The sequence below is a fragment of the Pseudomonas sp. B21-059 genome (assembly GCF_026016285.1).
GTDB lineage: Bacteria > Pseudomonadota > Gammaproteobacteria > Pseudomonadales > Pseudomonadaceae > Aquipseudomonas > Aquipseudomonas danubii.
Window position 1 is genome coordinate 2,423,708 of record NZ_CP087201.1, and the last position, 16,703, is coordinate 2,440,410.

At 53.4% G+C, this 16,703-nt stretch carries 15 protein-coding genes; 7 read left to right on the top strand and 8 right to left on the bottom strand.

What is annotated here, in order from left to right; genetic code table 11:
* Positions 1-50 precede the first annotated feature (50 nt).
* Positions 51-839: a methyl-accepting chemotaxis protein gene (locus LOY69_RS30535; protein WP_372859300.1), complete on the top strand. Its 789-nt coding sequence runs from the start codon at positions 51-53 to the stop codon at positions 837-839.
* Positions 840-1,274: 435 nt separating this feature from the next.
* On the opposite strand, the gene LOY69_RS11095 is transcribed toward LOY69_RS30535, so the two are convergent.
* Together LOY69_RS11095 and LOY69_RS11100 are read right to left on the bottom strand one after the other, a co-directional pair.
* Entirely contained in the window at positions 1,275-1,733 is a 459-nt protein-coding gene (locus tag LOY69_RS11095) for a hypothetical protein (RefSeq protein ID WP_265074536.1), read from the bottom strand.
* Positions 1,734-1,765: 32 nt separating this feature from the next.
* Complete coding sequence (locus LOY69_RS11100; protein ID WP_102880282.1) at positions 1,766-2,134, bottom strand: antibiotic biosynthesis monooxygenase family protein; 369 nt, start codon at positions 2,132-2,134, stop codon at positions 1,766-1,768.
* 132 nt (positions 2,135-2,266) lie between these two features.
* On the opposite strand from LOY69_RS11100, the gene LOY69_RS11105 reads away from it, so the two are divergent.
* The 3 genes from LOY69_RS11105 (at position 2,267) to LOY69_RS11115 (ending at position 3,547) form a co-directional block, all read left to right on the top strand.
* Positions 2,267-2,695 (top strand): MarR family winged helix-turn-helix transcriptional regulator, encoded by a 429-nt coding sequence (locus LOY69_RS11105; RefSeq protein WP_102880283.1) that lies wholly within the window; start codon positions 2,267-2,269, stop codon positions 2,693-2,695.
* Between the two features lie 193 nt (positions 2,696-2,888).
* Entirely contained in the window at positions 2,889-3,320 is a 432-nt protein-coding gene (locus LOY69_RS11110) for a hypothetical protein (RefSeq protein WP_102880284.1), read from the top strand.
* Positions 3,321-3,373: 53 nt separating this feature from the next.
* Positions 3,374-3,547, top strand: coding sequence for a PAAR domain-containing protein (locus tag LOY69_RS11115; protein WP_265074537.1), 174 nt, complete (start codon positions 3,374-3,376; stop codon positions 3,545-3,547).
* A 98-nt stretch (positions 3,548-3,645) separates the two neighbouring features.
* On the opposite strand, the gene LOY69_RS11120 is transcribed toward LOY69_RS11115, so the two are convergent.
* The 3 genes from LOY69_RS11120 to LOY69_RS11130 all read right to left on the bottom strand — a co-directional run bounded on the left by LOY69_RS11120 (position 3,646) and on the right by LOY69_RS11130 (position 6,452).
* Positions 3,646-4,047: a type II toxin-antitoxin system HicB family antitoxin gene (locus tag LOY69_RS11120; RefSeq protein WP_265074538.1), complete on the bottom strand. Its 402-nt coding sequence runs from the start codon at positions 4,045-4,047 to the stop codon at positions 3,646-3,648.
* Positions 4,048-4,530: 483 nt separating this feature from the next.
* A complete protein-coding gene (locus LOY69_RS11125; RefSeq protein WP_265074539.1) occupies positions 4,531-4,839 on the bottom strand; it encodes a hypothetical protein in 309 nt (102 codons plus the stop codon).
* A 632-nt stretch (positions 4,840-5,471) separates the two neighbouring features.
* A complete protein-coding gene (locus tag LOY69_RS11130) occupies positions 5,472-6,452 on the bottom strand; it encodes an IS5 family transposase (protein ID WP_265074540.1) in 981 nt (326 codons plus the stop codon).
* Positions 6,453-6,691: 239 nt separating this feature from the next.
* Here LOY69_RS11130 and LOY69_RS11135 point away from each other — a divergent pair, with 239 nt between their 5' ends.
* The 3 genes from LOY69_RS11135 (at position 6,692) to LOY69_RS11145 (ending at position 12,602) form a co-directional block, all read left to right on the top strand.
* Positions 6,692-11,110 (top strand): hypothetical protein, encoded by a 4,419-nt coding sequence (locus LOY69_RS11135; protein ID WP_265074541.1) that lies wholly within the window; start codon positions 6,692-6,694, stop codon positions 11,108-11,110.
* Between the two features lie 506 nt (positions 11,111-11,616).
* Positions 11,617-12,369, top strand: coding sequence for an ImmA/IrrE family metallo-endopeptidase (locus LOY69_RS11140; protein ID WP_265074542.1), 753 nt, complete (start codon positions 11,617-11,619; stop codon positions 12,367-12,369).
* 104 nt (positions 12,370-12,473) lie between these two features.
* Positions 12,474-12,602, top strand: coding sequence for a hypothetical protein (locus tag LOY69_RS11145; protein WP_256214295.1), 129 nt, complete (start codon positions 12,474-12,476; stop codon positions 12,600-12,602).
* 759 nt (positions 12,603-13,361) lie between these two features.
* Here the strand turns inward: LOY69_RS11145 and LOY69_RS11150 are convergent.
* The 3 genes from LOY69_RS11150 to LOY69_RS11160 all read right to left on the bottom strand — a co-directional run bounded on the left by LOY69_RS11150 (position 13,362) and on the right by LOY69_RS11160 (position 16,703).
* Positions 13,362-13,874 carry a hypothetical protein gene (locus LOY69_RS11150; RefSeq protein ID WP_265074543.1) on the bottom strand — a complete coding sequence of 171 codons (513 nt, stop codon included), beginning with the start codon at positions 13,872-13,874 and terminating at the stop codon, positions 13,362-13,364.
* A gap of 770 nt (positions 13,875-14,644) precedes the next feature.
* Positions 14,645-15,445, bottom strand: coding sequence for an amino acid ABC transporter ATP-binding protein (locus LOY69_RS11155; RefSeq protein WP_320110049.1), 801 nt, complete (start codon positions 15,443-15,445; stop codon positions 14,645-14,647).
* Positions 15,446-15,461: 16 nt separating this feature from the next.
* Positions 15,462-16,703: an NAD(P)/FAD-dependent oxidoreductase gene (locus LOY69_RS11160; RefSeq protein ID WP_265074544.1), complete on the bottom strand. Its 1,242-nt coding sequence runs from the start codon at positions 16,701-16,703 to the stop codon at positions 15,462-15,464.

Below are 16,703 nucleotides of genomic sequence, written 5' to 3' on the forward strand. Positions count from 1 at the left end.
TCGCCCACATCGCCGACTCCTCCACCCAGCTGGCCTCGGCCTCGGAAGAAATGACCGCGGTGACCGAAGATGCCAGCCGCGGGCTGGTGCGGCAGAACGATGAAGTCAACCAAGCGGCCACCGCAGTGACTGAAATGAGCGCCGCGGTGGACGAGGTGGCCCGCAACGCCGAAGCGGCTGCGCAGTCGTCCCGCGAGTCCATGGAGTTCACCCGCTCGGGTATCGAGAACGTGGCCCAGACCCTCAAAGCCATCGAAGGCCTGGCCGACAACGTGGCCAGCACCGGCGAGCAGGTCAAGGCGCTGTCCGGCAGGGCCCAGGACATCAGCAAAGTGGTGGAAGTGATTCGCGCGATTGCCGAGCAGACCAACCTGCTGGCCCTCAACGCTGCCATCGAAGCCGCCCGCGCCGGCGAGCAGGGCCGGGGTTTTGCGGTGGTGGCCGATGAAGTGCGGGCCCTGGCCCATCGCACCCAGCAGTCGACCCGGGAAATCGAACAGATGATCACCGCGATCCAGGCCGATTCGACCCAGGCGGTGAGTGCGATGAACGTCAGTGCGGAGATGGCCAGCAGCTCGATTTCGGTGGCGCAGAATGCCGATGTGTCGCTCCAGCAGATTGCCCAGGCCATTACCCAGATCAACGAACGCAACCTTCTGATTGCCACCGCCTCGGAAGAGCAGGCGCAGGTGGCGCGTGAGGCGGATCAGAACCTGACCAGTATTCGTGAGTTGTCGATCCAGAGTTCGGCGGGGGCCAGTCAGACGGCCAGTGCTTGTGGGGAGATGGCCAATCTGGCGATTGAACTGAATCGGTTGGTGGCGCGGTTCAAGGTTTGAGGGTGGGTTTTTGCCTTGCGGTGGTCTGGTTACTTTGTGGGGGCGGGTGGGGGACATATCCGTTGCTGCGGGTGTGGTCACTGGCGGTTTCGCTCTTACAGCGACTCACTTTTGAAAAGCGCAAAAGTAAGCAAAACGCTTCTGCCCCTCCACTCGGTGCCTCGCCTAGGCTCGGCATGCCCGAACTCCGGCATTGATCCGTGGGCCGCCGCCACAGGCCATCCATGGCCTGGGGCGGCTAACCCGGCGTCCTGCCGGGTTACCCACGGCTCAATGCCTGCGTTCGGCCATCGTGGTTAACGGGGCGTTCAGATCAAGATCAAAATCAAAATCTGACGGCGGCCTGCCGGCCGGCCTGAAGATGGGGCGGTGTGTACCGCGCCCCGTGTAGGAGCTGGCTTGCCAGCCAAGGCGTCGGTCCAGGCAAGGTATGGCTTACCGACCCTGAGGCAGGGGCCTCTGCAATCGACCGCTTAGACGCAAGCCATCACGTACGTTCAACCCCATCAATGTGAGGTTGGTGGCCCCGGCGATCAGTTCGATGATCTGCACCAGGTAAAAACCCGTGTCGAAGTTGCCAGCCGACGCCCACCGGTTGAGCACAATTGCGCAGGGCACGAGCACCAACAGGCCATTGGCGGCAATGAAGGGCATGCGTTTTTTCTTCGAGGCGATCAGGCGTCCCTGTCGTGCCCGGCTCAGACCCATGCCGCTGGCTCCCGCCACTGCCATCGCCGGGATCAGTACCCAAAGCCCAGGGCTGACGATCAACTGCTTGAGCTGAGCGATCGCATGTCGGGTGCCCATGCTTTCCACCAGCAGGGTCGAGACAAAGAACGTGGCGATGCACAGCAGGGCCAGCAGGCTGGCGGTGAGGTGGAGTCGTTTGAGCATGGGGCGCTTTCCGTCAGTCAATGGGGCGGTGTTCAAGCCGTGCAGATGTTCGGCACAGCTACCTTGGTGAACAGATGGGGCATGGCCAGGGCGCTTGAGGGGTAACGGCCCAGGGCGTTGGCGAAGTCCGGGTGATTGAAGGCTTCGCGAAAGCGCTCCACCGACTCCCATACGGCGTAGTTCAGGAACATGCAGCTGCCACCGATGGCCTGGTGGAGCTGCGTGGAAATGTAACCGGCACGCTGTTTCATCCAGTTGGCATCCAGCTCCCAGGCACGCAGAAGCTCGGGTATATCGTCCTCGTCGACGCTGAACAGGTTGACCAGCACCACCGGTGACTCGCTGCACTGGAGTTGCTGATGAATGGGGACTACAGGATCAAGCGGGCGAATGGACAACATGGCGGTCTCCAAAATGTAAACATGATGACAAGATGGTGCGATGGATAAAAACTAGCTTGATTGACATCATGATGTCAATGTGGAAAAGTTCGCGGCATGAAAAAACCAAACCACACCCCCGCTGGACGCGCCATGACCGATCTGGTCCTCGAGCTCTTTCGAGCCAGTGCGCGCATGCTCACCGCAGGCGATCGCCTGGTGGCTGAGATAGGTCTCACCAGTGCCCGCTGGCAGCTCCTTGGCACGATCGTCGCTGCCGATCGGGCGCAGCCCGTCTCGTGGATTGCCCGCGACATGGGCGCGAATCGGCAGAATGTTCAGCGGATCGTCAACGATCTGGTGAAGGATGGCCTGCTGGAATTTCAACCGAACCCTCACCATCGCCGAGCGCAACTGGTGGTGCTGACGGAGGCTGGAAAGGCTGCATTCGATCAGGCATTGAAGCTTCAAGCGCCCTGGATCAACGAGCTAGCACAGGGGCTGGAAGTCGATGAGATCCAGACTACCCACCGTGTGCTGAACCAGCTGCGCAACCGGTTAGAACAAGACCAGGACGAATGAGCCGTGCCGGCCTGGAGACGAGCAACTCCTCAGGGGGACTCGGCCACAGGCTGTCGGCATCCCCGATGATAATCGGGCCAAAATCACTGCCAGCGTTTCAGGACCTGGGCCCTTTATTGGGAGAATGGCCTGTTCCCCATAACGCGCTCTGCCCACCCTGCAGCGATCTTTTGCACAGTTTTAAGGTTGATGTATGAATGCATTCGATTTTAAGAAATTTAATGTGGGTTCCATTGTTCGAACAGCTGATAGTTGCGCAGCGCTCAAACACCAGATCGGATTCTTGATCCAGGTTCTGGAGGCCTTGGATATCAAGTTCTCTGACTGCGAGCAGGACCCTTTGCTTCTGGCGAAAGCTTATGTGGCCGGGGATATTCCCATTGAACAGTGCAAGGCGCAGGCTGCGGTCTGGTGGGCAAAAATCGACGAAAAAGGCGCCGTGCGAGCGTTTCAGGATCGGGACGTCTTGATGGCCCGGCTGGCCATTTGCTTACTGTCGAATGATGAGGACGATATCGCTGTTTTGGGAGATAACCTGTCGTGGTTTTTTGAGGTGTTGGGTTTCTTGAAAGTGGAGCCGATGAAGCCCATTGAGATGATGAAAGAGTACTTTGAATTCAAATGAAATTTGATTCGCGGCCGACTCGCCATTAGGGCTCCAGCCTGAAGAATCACAACATGAAAGACGCCATTCGTTTTGCTGACGCCACCCGCCATTCTGGCGTGATACTCGAAGCGTTTTCCCAAGCCGAACTCAATGGCGAGCCGATTGCGGGCATCGGCCACAAGGCCGGTTGCCCACGGCTCAATACCATCCCCTGTAGGCGCTGGCTTGCCAGCGAAGCTCGCTAACGAGCGAATCAATACGGCACCGATGAGTGTTCCGCCAGCCAGCGTGCTCCTCCCCAAACGCGTTCTGCGTTCGCTCTGTTGCGCTCTTGAATCTGTGCTTAGCGCCCGAGCTTTTCCATCGCCGCATCGGCCAGAAAGGACGACCGACTCTTGATGTTGTGCTCGCGGACAAAGCGGTCGATCTGCTGAATCACATAACCGGGCAAGGTCACGTTGACCTTCTCGGTCTTGCCCAGGTATGGGGTGATATCGATCTCCAGCATGCCCCAGCCCATGCCCGCGAAATCGGGGTTGGCGCGGTGTTTGTGGGTGGGCAAGGGCAGGGGAATGGCGTGCCCCGCTCGGGCTAGCTCTTCGAGCATGACGTGAGCAATCTCGATGGCCGCGCTATAGGCGGTTTCGAAGGTGTCGCCCGCGGTGACAGCACCGGGAATATCAGGAATCTGGATGCCGGTGGCGGTGTGTTCGTCGCCCCATTCGATGCAGATGGGATATTGCACGGGGATCTCCTCAATAGATGAAGGCTGAAGGGCTAGATCAGTCCAGCCAGTTTCCTGATGGCCCTGACCATCGAAACCTGTAGCCGCTGTCGAGCGCAGCGAGGCTGCGCACGAGGACGCAGTCCTCGCCAAACCTGCCAATGCTTTTCACCTGGCTGCATACGGTGCTGTGTACATATCCGTTGCTGCGGTCATGGCTGCTTACGGTTTCGCTCTTACAGCGACTCACTTTGGAAAAGCCCCAAAGTAACCAAAGGGCTCCTGCCCCTCCACTCGGTGCCTCGCCTAGGCTCGGCATGCCCGAACTCCGGCATTGATCCGTGGGCCGCCGCCACCGGCCATCCCTGGCCGGGTGGCGGCTAACCCGGCATCCCTGCCGGGTTACCCACGGCTCAATGCCTGCGTTCGGCCATCGTGGTTAAGGGGGCAGGAAGATCAAAAGCAAAAAGCCAGATCAAAAGCCAAAGCAAAGCCATGCGCGTTTTACGCGCTTGTTGAGTTCAATGGCGTTTCGGACTCTTGCTCCGTTCGCCACTGAATCACCTCCAGCACCGCGCAACCCTCCCGGGTGAGCAAATGCACCCCTCGGGTGACCCGCGTCAGGTCGCAGTCGGCAATGTCTTTCAGGTTAAGCGTGGACAGCGTGTCCATCAGATCCCGCACCACGGTGAAACGATGGGCCGCACTGCTGGCCAGATCGCTCAGGGATGCTTGGGTGTCGAGGTAGAAAACGGCTTGGTTGGCGTCGTGGGTGTCGACGGCGGTAAAGCGCGAGAGTGGCTGGTCAATCATCGGTACAGCTCCTGTTTATGGAGCAATCACCTGAGTTGCCGACGACGAAGAAAATGACCGCTATGCGCGCCTATGACGACCGGGGAATCACCGCGCACAGCCGCCATAACATCCTGTCGCGGGCACCGGAAAGGTGACTGCAAAGGTGTGGTGGACGCTGATGCTGCGTTGTAATTCGACCGGCCAAGGTCGTCGCGGATGTTGCTGCGAGGGAACGACTATAGGGGCGGGGAGTGGGGGCGGCAACGGTGTGTTGGAGGGGATGTTTGAGTGAGTGTGTCTAGCGGCAGTTGGCTACGGTAAGGATGCAAAGAGACTTTAAATCGCGTTCTGCTTTTTTAGGTGAGTATGAGAGACAGCTATAAGCGGACGCTCAAGACCGGTCAGCGTTCGGCCAAAAGAGGCTCATCGGTTGAAGCGGGGTCTCAACCCATAAATGAAAGTGGTGATCAGGAATTGTGCAAATATCAACCGTAGTCGGGTTCACATTTAGAAGCCGGATCGTTAGGGAAGCTCCGATCAACTTGCCGCATCCGCGCAGCGAGTTGTAAACCCCACCACGTTCAGCGCTAATTATCGCGAAACGTCCCGTGCGTACCGTCTTGGCGGGCTTTTCAGCCCATTTCTCCGTGTTACACGCGTAACTCGCCCATACCCATCAGTAGTTTTCGAGCCATCCAAAGGTTTGACAGGGCGAACAGCGTGGTCAACTGAGCGGTGTTTTTCAGCAGCCCACGGGAGCGTACTTTTACATAACCGAACTGGTGCTTGATCACCCGAAAAGGATGTTCGACCTTGGCCCGCGTCTGCGCTTTGAGGTACTCGATTTTGCGCTTGGCCTTGTAGAGCAGGCTGCGCTTATTCAGTTTGGAATAAGTGCTGCGCCGAGCGGCGATCTGCCAAACCACCGCGCGATTTTCATGCTCCTCACGCTTCTCGACACCGGTGTAGCCCGCATCGGCATAGACCGCGTTTTCCTCGCCATGCAGCAGTTCGGCAACCTGGGTGACATCGGCGACATTCGCCGCCGTACCGTGAACATGGTGGACCAGTCCCGACGCCACATCCGTCCCGATATGCGCTTTCATCCCAAAGAAATACTGGTTACCTTTCTTCGTCTGGTGCATCTCGGAATCACGTTTTCCGTCCTCGTTTTTAGTCGAACTGGGCGCGTGAATAATCGTCGCATCGACGATGGTGCCCTGGCGCAGGGAAAGACCTTTTTCCTGCAAATAACCGTTGATGACGGCAAGGATCGCAGGGGACAACTTATGCTTTTCCAGCAGGTGCCGGAAGTTCATGATCGTGGTGTCTTCGGGGATCGGTCCGCTCAGGGTCAGGCGCGCGAACTGGCGCATGGGAGTGATTTCATAAAGCGCCTCTTCCATCGTCGGGTCGCTCAGGGAAAACCAGTTTTGCAGCAGGTGAATGCGCAGCATGGTTTCCAGCGGATAGGGTTTGCGACCACCGCCAGCTTTCGGGTAATACGGTTCGATCAGCTTCAGCAAACCGTTCCAGGGCACGACCTGATCCATCTCAGTGAGGAACCGTTCGCGGCGTGTTTGCTTACGCTTGCCGGAGTATTCGAAGTCGGAAAAGCTCATCTGACTCATGGGCGGCTCGGATCAGGTGGTGAGGCTGTATTTCAGCACATTTGAGGACTTGTTCGGAGTTTCCTTAGGTGCCCGACCACCGCTTATAGCCACAGCCCCCACAAAGGGCAATGGTTATGCAGTCTCAAAAAATACAAATACAAACAAAATGGCCGCAACACACTTCTCTTCTCACATCTTCATGTTTAATCTAGTGAGGATTTTGGATGGTTTATAATCAATTTGGCATGGAGTTAAATATGAGCGCCCCAGAAGAGCAGGTCAGCTATCCTTGGCCTAATGAGTTCTCGGATATTCAAACTGGTGTCAAAGACTTATGGCGATATACAACAATAAATCTACACAGGCAGCTTGCCGGGAAGTCTGGGGCATATGTATATCTGGTTTATGTGGCGCTTGAAGATTATAAAGGAAGCGCGATCCTTAAATTGGAGCGCAGGTCTAGCTGGCAAAATCTCCCGGTAGAGGCGGAGCAACTTAAAAGGGCTCGAGCTAACTCTGGAGATTTTGGAGAGCAACATTTGCCAGGACTTTTAAGAGAATATTACGAGGGCGATGTTGCAGTATATCTATTCAATATTGCCGCTGACGGGCTTGAGTATGTTTTCCCGCTTGGTAACATAGATAGCAACTCCGATTCAGTTTTAGAAAGTGTCTGCAATGATCTGGCAAAGTGGAGCGCCCTGAATCATAAAGTTTTGCAAGATCCAATGAGCGCGGCTGGCCTGTTAAGTATATGGCTTGAGTATAGGATCAAGCCTGAGGAGGGAGGCCGACTTCACGATTTTTTAAAAATGTGTGGTCTCGCGGCGAGCGAGCACAGTTTTAGTGCAGCGGGAACAGTTTATCCTAATCCTTTGGAGTTTTGTCTTTCCAGTGCCAGCGCTGCAGACTTATATCCTATAATTGGTCAGCAGCATGGTGACTGTCATGGGAATAATTTACTCATAAAGCTCAATCACGCAATGGATGTGCCGTTTTGCTTTATGATTGACTTTGCTCTCTATCAAGAGTCATGGCCAGTATTCTATGATCCTGCTTACTTAGAGCTAAGCTTGATTTTGGAATTAATGCCAGAGGCAACAGTATCTCGATGGGATGCTTTTTTAACTTATTGTGGAAGTTATGCAAATAGAACCGACCAGAGAAAACTAAAGATCCAGGATAAAACTTACTCAATCTTAGTTCGCAATATCAGGGCTCCGTTTCAAAAGTGGGTTTCGAGCAATCATCGCTCCGTCATGGCATCTGCAGACGGGCAAATCATTCTCGCAAGAGTAGCAGCTGGTTTAAATTTTGCGAACAAATCGACTCTTGAGCTAAACCTACGCTACAAAGCACTGCTTTATGCCGCGCATCAACTGAAAGAATTTTTTATTTTCAAGAAAATGGAACTGCCAGATTCTGGACCGCCCTTGAAGGAACCTTTCAGCCAAACTGAAATTCAGGACCCTACTAGTGAGACTCATGAGGAGGGGGATTGGCGATTGGTTTCTAGTGGGTGTCAAGATTTTAGTAGTGATCAGATAAATATTTTGGTCATCGGAGGCGGATTGAATACCGGCAATGGTAGTTATTCCGCTATTGGAACTCTGCCTTGGTCGGCGGTGTTGGACTTTAATCCGGACTCAACTACAAATGGTGTATTGAGCGTTGCTAAAGACGAGCTCCAAAAGCAACGCGGGTTTCATGAGTTGGACGTAGAACCGATAGTTGAAATTAATTTTGATCGAGCTGCACTTTGGTTGATGGCGCGGGGGGCAAGTAATAGGCCCGACACTGTATTCAATGACTTCACTTCTTGGCGCAATCGCAATTTGCGAAAAATCGACAAGCAAATTGAAAAACTTTACTCCAAAGTAAGTCCGAAAAAAATATGCGTTCTAGTGTTGTTTGCAGATGAATCCGACCGGAGTTATTTCATCAAAACGCTGGAGCGTATATTGGAAGTGGTGTCCCCTGAAGCTGCAAAGGTAATAGTTAGTCATGAGCCACACTTAAGTCCAATAGGACTGGAGGAAAAATACGAAAATATTTCTTGTTCGCCAGATAACTGGATATCGGGGGTTGCTCGATATCTCGGCGCAGTGTCAGGCGTGGATACAATTTTTTTGCCAGTACGTATTCAAGAGGGGAACTCTCCCTTTCTAAAGCGAAATCTTCGTTCTTTTTCTCAAGCAGAGTTGCTTAATATCGATGAGGACTTGGAGATCCTTCATCCAGGATTAGAAAATACTCCTGGAGATGGTAATCTAGGTGATTTCTTGAGAGGCAATACCATCACTTGGGCTGAGCTAGGTAAAGGATACGATGTCGAATTAGAAATGTATTCTGAGTTTAGGAAGGAAGTCTTAAAGAAACTTGAAGCGTATACCAATGAAACAATAGAGCTTGGGCATGAGCCAGGAGCTGGTGGTTCGACTGTGGCGCGTCGTCTAGCTTGGTCCCTACACCGCGATTTTCCATGTGTAATATTGCGAAATTTTTCAAGCTCCACAGCTGACCGTGTTGCGCAGCTTTACCAAATGACCCATCTTCCTGTTTTGGTGATAATAGAGGCAAACATACTCAGTGTTGCTGAGAGAGAGCGACTGTTCAAATCGGTTGCTGTGTTGAATGTTCGTGCTGTCTTTGTGTATGTTAAGCGGCGCTATAATGTTCAAACTAAATTTAGAGTTTGCTCTCCTTTAACAAGACTTGAGTCGGGGCTATTCCTTGCTAAATACTATCAAGAAAATGTTGCCCGTCAATCGAGAGTTGAAAAGCTAGCTAGCAGCGATGCTTTACTACCTTACAGAATACCATTTTTCTTCGGTCTGTATGCTTTTGAAGAAAACTTTACTCATATTAATTCATATGTATCAATACACATAAAAGATATTTCTGAAAGATCAAAGATGCTGCTGAGATACTTGTCATTGGTGAGCTGCTACACGCAGGCTTCCCTTGATCTCAGTATTTTGGCGGTAATTGCTGATAGGGCAGAAAGTGAGCTGTATAAAATTGAAGATGTATTTTGTGAAAATGCTTTGAAGCTGATTGTGCAGGATTCTTCATCCGGTCGGAAGATGGTTAGAATTGTGCATCCCCTAATTGCCGAAAGCATTATCTCTCTTAGCGCTGGAGGAGAAGGGGCTGCGGGGGATGTGGTGTCTCAGTTGGAATCTTTATCTTGTAGTTTTATTGATGCCTTATCAGAAAAGTGCCCAAATGATGCGGAAATTGTTCTTAAACTTTTGGATCAGCTTTTTATCCGTCGAGAGCAGGTTCAGGATGAGGGTGCTCGAGCTCAATTCTCGCAACTTATTTCCTCAATTGTAAGTATTCATGGCCAAGGCAATGTTCTGAAAAAGCTGACAGAAAGCTACCCAGACATGGCGCATTTTTGGAATCATCGCGGTCGCCATAGTCTCTTTCAGTTGAATGAATCTTACGAGATCGCAGAAGGTTTTCTTATTACTGCGATCGAAAAACAAAACGCTGATCCTCTGCATCACCATACCCTTGGAATGGTATATCGAGCCGAACTCAAGAGGATTCTCCGGGATCTGCTAAAATCCTCAAGTTCACGCCCTATTAACTCTGAGCAGATTGTGGAGTCCATTGACTCGCTCTATACGCTTGCCGAGGAGTCGTTCAAAGAGGCGAGAAGGTTAGACTCCGACGATGAACATGGGTATGTGGCAAGCGTACAAATGACTATATACATAGTTGAAAATATGCGCCTCATTACAAAGTCAGCTAATTATTCGTCACTTTTTACCGCCTCAGGCAATAGCTCCAGTTGGTTGCGATCGCAGTTGGAACATGCAAAAGATCTATTGGATCACGTAGGCCGGATTCAGGGTCAGAGTAAGAGTGAGTATGTATCGACGTGCCTGTCGAAATATCGTGGTTTGTTTGGTGATTATGAGTCAATGTTTAATGGTTTAAGTGCTCTGTTGAAAAAAAGTTCTGACAAGCCTTGCTTGCGAAGACTCATCGTAGACTGCATTCGTAATGAACATATAGACAGGTGGTCAAGTCTAAAAGCAAAAAATCTCATGCGTATTCGCGATTTGGCAATGGATAATATAAATGAAGGCTCTGCTACTTCGCGAGACTATATAAGTTGGTTTCAGGCGTATCGTAGACTTCCATTGTTTAGTCTTGGAGAAGCAATTAGCGTTATGGATAAGTGGTCTTTGCAGGGGGACCTTTTAGGCGCGCATTATTATCTGTATATCCTTCATTTTCTAAAGTGGTATGGTGGGCTAACTACAGACTTAACGACGATGAAGCGACATTTGAGTAATGTTACCCGAATGGTCTACGGTAAAACCTGGTCGCATGAATGGTTAAGTAACGCCGATGAGTCAAACTGTGGCCTTGTTCAAGATAATGAACTCGGTGAGTTTGTAAACGTAGGTGGTGGGCAAAAATTTTTCGAAAATTCAAAGCTATTATTGCGCGTTACCGGAGTGATATCAAATATCAAGGACGCTCGATCAGGCTCAATAGCTATATTTGGTAGCCAGCAAGGTGGAATTACTCCCCAGCGAGTCGATGCCTTTTTTGTGCCTGGGACTGATTTTATTAAGGGCAGAGACGAGAATAGAGTTATTACGGCTTATATTGGGTTCAGCTATGCTGGGCTACGAGCTTGGTCAGTAAGCTAAATTAGTTGTAAAAATATAGGAAGTTTTACGCCGGGGCACAGCTCTATTGCTGGGCCTCGGTGCTTTCTTAAGGCACTCTTTCAGGAAACATATCTGCTTTGTTAGAGGATTAAATAACTACAACTGATCAGAAGGGGGGAACTCGATAAATACCAGTTTCCAGTTGCTGGCTAATCTAGGGGGAATGTTCGCCTATGGCCTGATCGACTGCACGCGAACGTCCGCTTTTGGCTGTGGAAACTTGCCCGTATCCGGTTTCAGACGCTTCCCAACCTACGCTTTAACTCACCGGCCCCGGCCCCGGCTCCACCCACCCACCCACCCACTCAACCAATCCACTCCCAATACCAAAATCAGCGAAAAAATAAATCCGTGCCCATTTTGATTGCCATTTTGATTGTTTCCGGAAGGCTCGATTCCTGAAACCGTCTGCATGGTGGTTTGCTCATGAGCTTGACTTACTTAACACCGTTCGTCAGCTGGATCCAAATCTGACGGAGAGATGGTTGAATGTCCTACATGTTGTGGTTATTTTTGCTTCTAACACAATATGTGGTGATGGCGAAATGGATCGAGAATACATCCAAGAAGCAGCGCATTGGGTTCACGAAGGCCTTTGGGCAAACAAGGAAGCTCTGTGGCCTGGCGGACAACCTCCACTATTAAGCATGCTCGATCCCGCAGTTGCTGCTTCACTGTTGGGACTGACGTATCTGGAGCTCCCGACCCTTGGTTCCACAAGATTTGCTCCACAAGGTCAGAAATTCCAAGCAGCTGGGATATTTGATCGGCGCTCCGGAAAAATCGCAGTCTCTACCGAATTCCCATTACATGAACGCCGTTTCACAGCTGCTCATGAGATAGGCCATTTCCTACTTCATGAGCAAGAAATTATGCATAGGGACCGGCCGATAGGCGGCTATCACTCACTATCGACCAAGCCTCTGATTGAGCGCGAAGCGGATTATTTCGCAGCGTGTTTCCTTATGCCCCCTAAGCTTGTGATTGCTCGGTTTGAAAGCCAGTTTGGATGCAAGGGGCAGTTTCATTTTAACGACGTCAGTTGTTTTCACCTGAACGCTAACGATCCAAATTCCCTTCTTTATGCCTCGCAAAATTCACTCGACCGAGAAATAGCTTTGGCTCGCTGTACCAGATTCAACGGCAAGGCAATCAATTCTTTGGCTCAGCAATTCAGAGTATCTGACAGTGCCATGGCGGTTCGAATCAAGGAATTGAATTTGGTGCGCTGGCCATAGAATTAAGAAACCAACCTTGGTAGGAGGGCAAAGGGGAAATTTACTTTATGAGAAGTTGATAAGTGCAAAAACCACAATCAATATCAACGTTAAGGAGAAAGCTTATGGCGCTTAAACCAGGCCCAAAACCAATCGCTAAATCAACCGGTGAAGTTGACAAGCGTCGTCGTGATAATAAAGACACGCAAGGAAACAATCCCGACTTGAAACCTAGCAAATCCTCAAAAAAATAAGTTGTCGCTGGCAGAAGCTACTGTAACGGTAGCTTTTGTCATTGAAAAAGGAGACTGATTTATTTCTCAGAAAAAATCAGTCCCCAGTCTTAAGAGAAGATAAGCTCCAACCAGAACAGGGGACGTCTAGGTTTTTGGACGCAATCAGGGTCGTATAACCGGACCCAAGGGCTCGTGTATTCAGTAATTCGGGCTCATGAAATCGCATCTCACTTTCAAGAGTTTGTCGAATCGAGCACGGTGGGTTTTGTACCCAACGCTAGTGCTTGCCTTGCTCAACTTTTTCACCTTCGTAGCGGTCAGCCAGTATCTTTGGGGGCGATGCGCTCAACGGATATATTCAGGCGGGAAAATATTTTGTGTGTGCTCATGGAAGCTGCGTCCACGTATTGCCAGAAATTTGGCAATACAGCTACTGGCATGCAGTGACCGCAATGGGAGGCATCCTGTTTTCGTTTGCGGAGGTCGCTCTCTTCGTTAACACAGGTGACATCACAATTGACTGTAATGCGCCCTAATCATTCATACAGTTGGACGGCTTACCATCCGCTTAATTCTAGCGTTGAACGTCTGTTTCTGGCCGAAAGCTGCGGCTCACGGACGGCCGTTCTCTGCCTGTCATGTCTCCACTAATCTTGCTGCTCAAAAAACGGGCACATGAATGGTTAAGTCGAATGCAAATAGGTGTGAGCCCCCCCGCAATTAACCACCTGTGATCTGAAGATGGCTGAGAGCAAATTGTGGCTCTGAGGCATCTATTCAAAGTGTCTGGTCAACCGCACAATTGCGGTCGATTTTCGACGCATCGGCCATGGGGACGCGCGTGCCCGAATCGACATTGAATATGTCAATGTAACAACCGCTCAGCGCGCCCGGGTTGTCGATAATTCCTCCTTTGATTACGTAACGTGCACCCGGCGTAAATTCGCTGACGAACGCTACGTTGCACGAGCGATTGGCGTTGGCCATGCCGCGCATTATCAGGTGCAGCGGCTTGCCGGCTTCAATCGGAAAAAAGCCTTCCGGCGTCGATACATTCTTATAAACGGAAACCAGTTGCCGTACCTGCCCTCCCTGAGCAGTCGCCACGGCTCTGCCGTATTTGCAGCTGATGGCAGACGCTTCGTCCAGAGATAGGTGGTTTCGATGATTCTCCATCGACACCAATTCGCTGCGGATAAGCGCGTGAGGCGCCCCTTCAGGCACAAGGTATTTCGTCGCTGGGGTGCAGCCTGCAAGCAGCAGAATTGAGCACAGGTAAAGAGGTTTCATAATTTCCTAATTAATGTGGGCACAGGGCGGCTTCTGAGCATGAATTTCTCTGTTCAACGTGAAGATTTCAAACTCAAACGCGTACTTTTCTGTCCTGGAACACATGGCCGATTTTTTCAACACAAACGGCCGAAAGCTGTCCGTCACGAATGTTAGTACGATGGCTGTTTACTGTCTGCGGTGATCATTGCAGTCCGCAAAATCTTCGCATTCGTCGATTTGACCTTTTGTTTATTCTTGGGGACGGGCGACTTATGGGCTGCTTTAGCTGTTGCGGTAGAGGGCCTTCTTTTTTGCGTTGACGGATGCTCGGGTTATCGGAGGTTTTCTTGGATAAAGATGGAGGGTTGAACCAGATAGATAAATAGCCACGCCTAAGACCGCTGCGCACGCTTCGCGGTCGTTCGCAGCCTTCGGCAGTGGCTACAGGTAACGCGAACGGCAATGAAACAGGTAGGCCGATAGGCCGCCGTCTGCTTTTGCTCTTGCTCTGGCTTTTGATCTGCCTGCCCCCTTAGACACGATGGCCGAACGCAGGCATTGAGCCGTGGGTAACCCGGCAGGACGCCGGGTTAGCCGCACTGGGCCATGGATGGCCCATTGCGGCGGCCCACGGATCAATGCCGGAGTGAGGGCATGCCGAGCCTAGGCGAGGCACCGAGTGGAGGGGCAGGAGCCCTTTGCTTACTTTGGGGCTTTTCCAAAGTGAGTCGCTGTAAGAGCGAAACCATAAGTAGCCGTTACCGCAGCAACGGATATGTCCACTTACCTCAATGCACAATCTGCGCAAGAAACGCCTTAGCCCTCTCACTCTTCGGCGCCCCAAAAAACGCCTCCGGCGGCGCATCCTCCACAATCCGCCCCCCATCCAAAAACAACACCCGCTCCGCCACCTGCCGCGCAAACCCCATCTCATGGGTCACGCACAACATGGTCATCCCACTCCCAGCGAGCTTCACCATCACATCCAACACCTCACTCACCATCTCCGGGTCCAGCGCCGAAGTCGGTTCATCAAACAACATAATCTTCGGCTCCATGCACAACGCCCGTGCAATCGCCACGCGCTGTTGCTGCCCGCCAGACAGTTGGCTCGGGTACTTATCCGCCTGATTCTCAATCCCCACCTTGGCCAGAAACCCCCGCGCCAGTTCTTCAGCCTTTTTCCGCGACAACCCGCGCACAGTCATCGGTGCCAGGGTGCAGTTGTCCAGCACGCTCATGTGCGGGAACAGGTTGAAGTGCTGGAACACCATGCCCACTTGGCTGCGCACCTGGGCGGCTTCGCGGGTGTTTTGCGAGAGGTCGGTGCGGTCCACCAGGATGCGGCCTTTTTCGGCGATTTCCAGGCGGTTGATGCAGCGGATCAGGGTGGACTTGCCGGAGCCGGAAGGCCCGCAGAGGACGATGCGTTCGCCCTGGCGCACCTTGAGGTCGATGTCGTGCAGGACGTGGAAGGCGCCGTAGAACTTGTTCAGCCCGGCAATATCGATCACCACTTCACGCGGGTCGACAGTGGGCTGGGCGGGCGCTTGGGAGGCGGCGGAAAGCGGGGCTGTCTGGGTCTGCATGGCGGTTCTCCGTCGGTCAGTTGAAGCGCTCGGCGCGGTAAGGAGTGGGGTCGGTGAAGGGCGTTTCGCCGGTGACCATTTGCGCCAGCAGTTGGCCGCTCACCGGGCCCAGGGTCAGGCCGTGGTGGGCGTGGCCGAAGTTGAACCACAGGCCAGGGTGGCGCGGGGCGGGGCCGATCACTGGGCACATGTCCGGCAGGCACGGGCGGCGGCCCAGCCAGGGTTCGGCGTCGAGGCGTTCGCCCAGGGGGTAGAAGCGGCGGGCCAGGGCTTCGCAGCGGCGCAGTTGGATTTCGTTGATCGACTCGTCCGGGTCGGCGAATTCGATGCCGGTGGTCAGGCGGATGCCGCCCACCATCGGCGCCAGGACGTAGCCGCCCACCGGGTCGAGGATCGGGTGCTGCAAGCGGGTGCCGGGCAGGGCGGCGTAGTGCATGTGGTAGCCGCGCTTGATCGCCAGGGGGATGCGGTAGCCCAGGGGCTCGAAGATGCCGCTGGCTTGCGGGCCGAGGGCGACTACCACTTCTTGGGCGGTGATGGGGCCGAGTTCGCTGTGCACCTGCCAGCCGCCTTCGACTTGGGTCAGGCTCAGGGCGTCGCCGATGACGAATTGGCCGCCGCGCTGCTTGAACAATTCGGCGTAGCCGCGGGTCAGGCCGCCGGGGTCGCTGACGGTCTTGGGGTCGAGCCAGTGCAGGCCGCCCACTACATCCGCGTGCAGGCCGGGTTCCAGGGTCAAGAGTTCGGTGCGGTCCAGTACCCGGTAGTTGAGCTGGTAGTCGCGCAGGTCGGCGGCGGCGCGTTGGGCGAAGTCGAAGGCCTGTGGGTCGTTGAAGGCTTCGATCCAGCCGCCGTCGGCGATCAGCTCCAGCATGTTGGCCGGTCGGGCCAGGGCCAGGTGTTCGCTCACGCAGCGCTCGATCAGCGGCAGCATGGCGCGGGTGGCGGCGGCCAGGCCCTTGGGCGAGGAGTGGCGCCAGTATTGCAGCAGCCAGGGGCCGGCCTTGGGCAGGTGGCGCAGGCTGTAGCGCACGTCTGATTGCTGGTTGAGGCCGTAGCGCATCAGCTTGGTCACTTCCCGGGGGAAGGCGTAGGGAATCACGCTGGCGCGTTCGATCAGCCCGGCGTTGCCGTGGCTGGTGCCGTTGCCCGGGGGCTGGCGGTCCAGCAGCACTACTTGGCGGCCGCGGGCCTGCAGGTGCAGGGCGCTGCTGACGCCGACGATTCCGGCGCCCAGGACGAGGGTTTGGCAATGCAT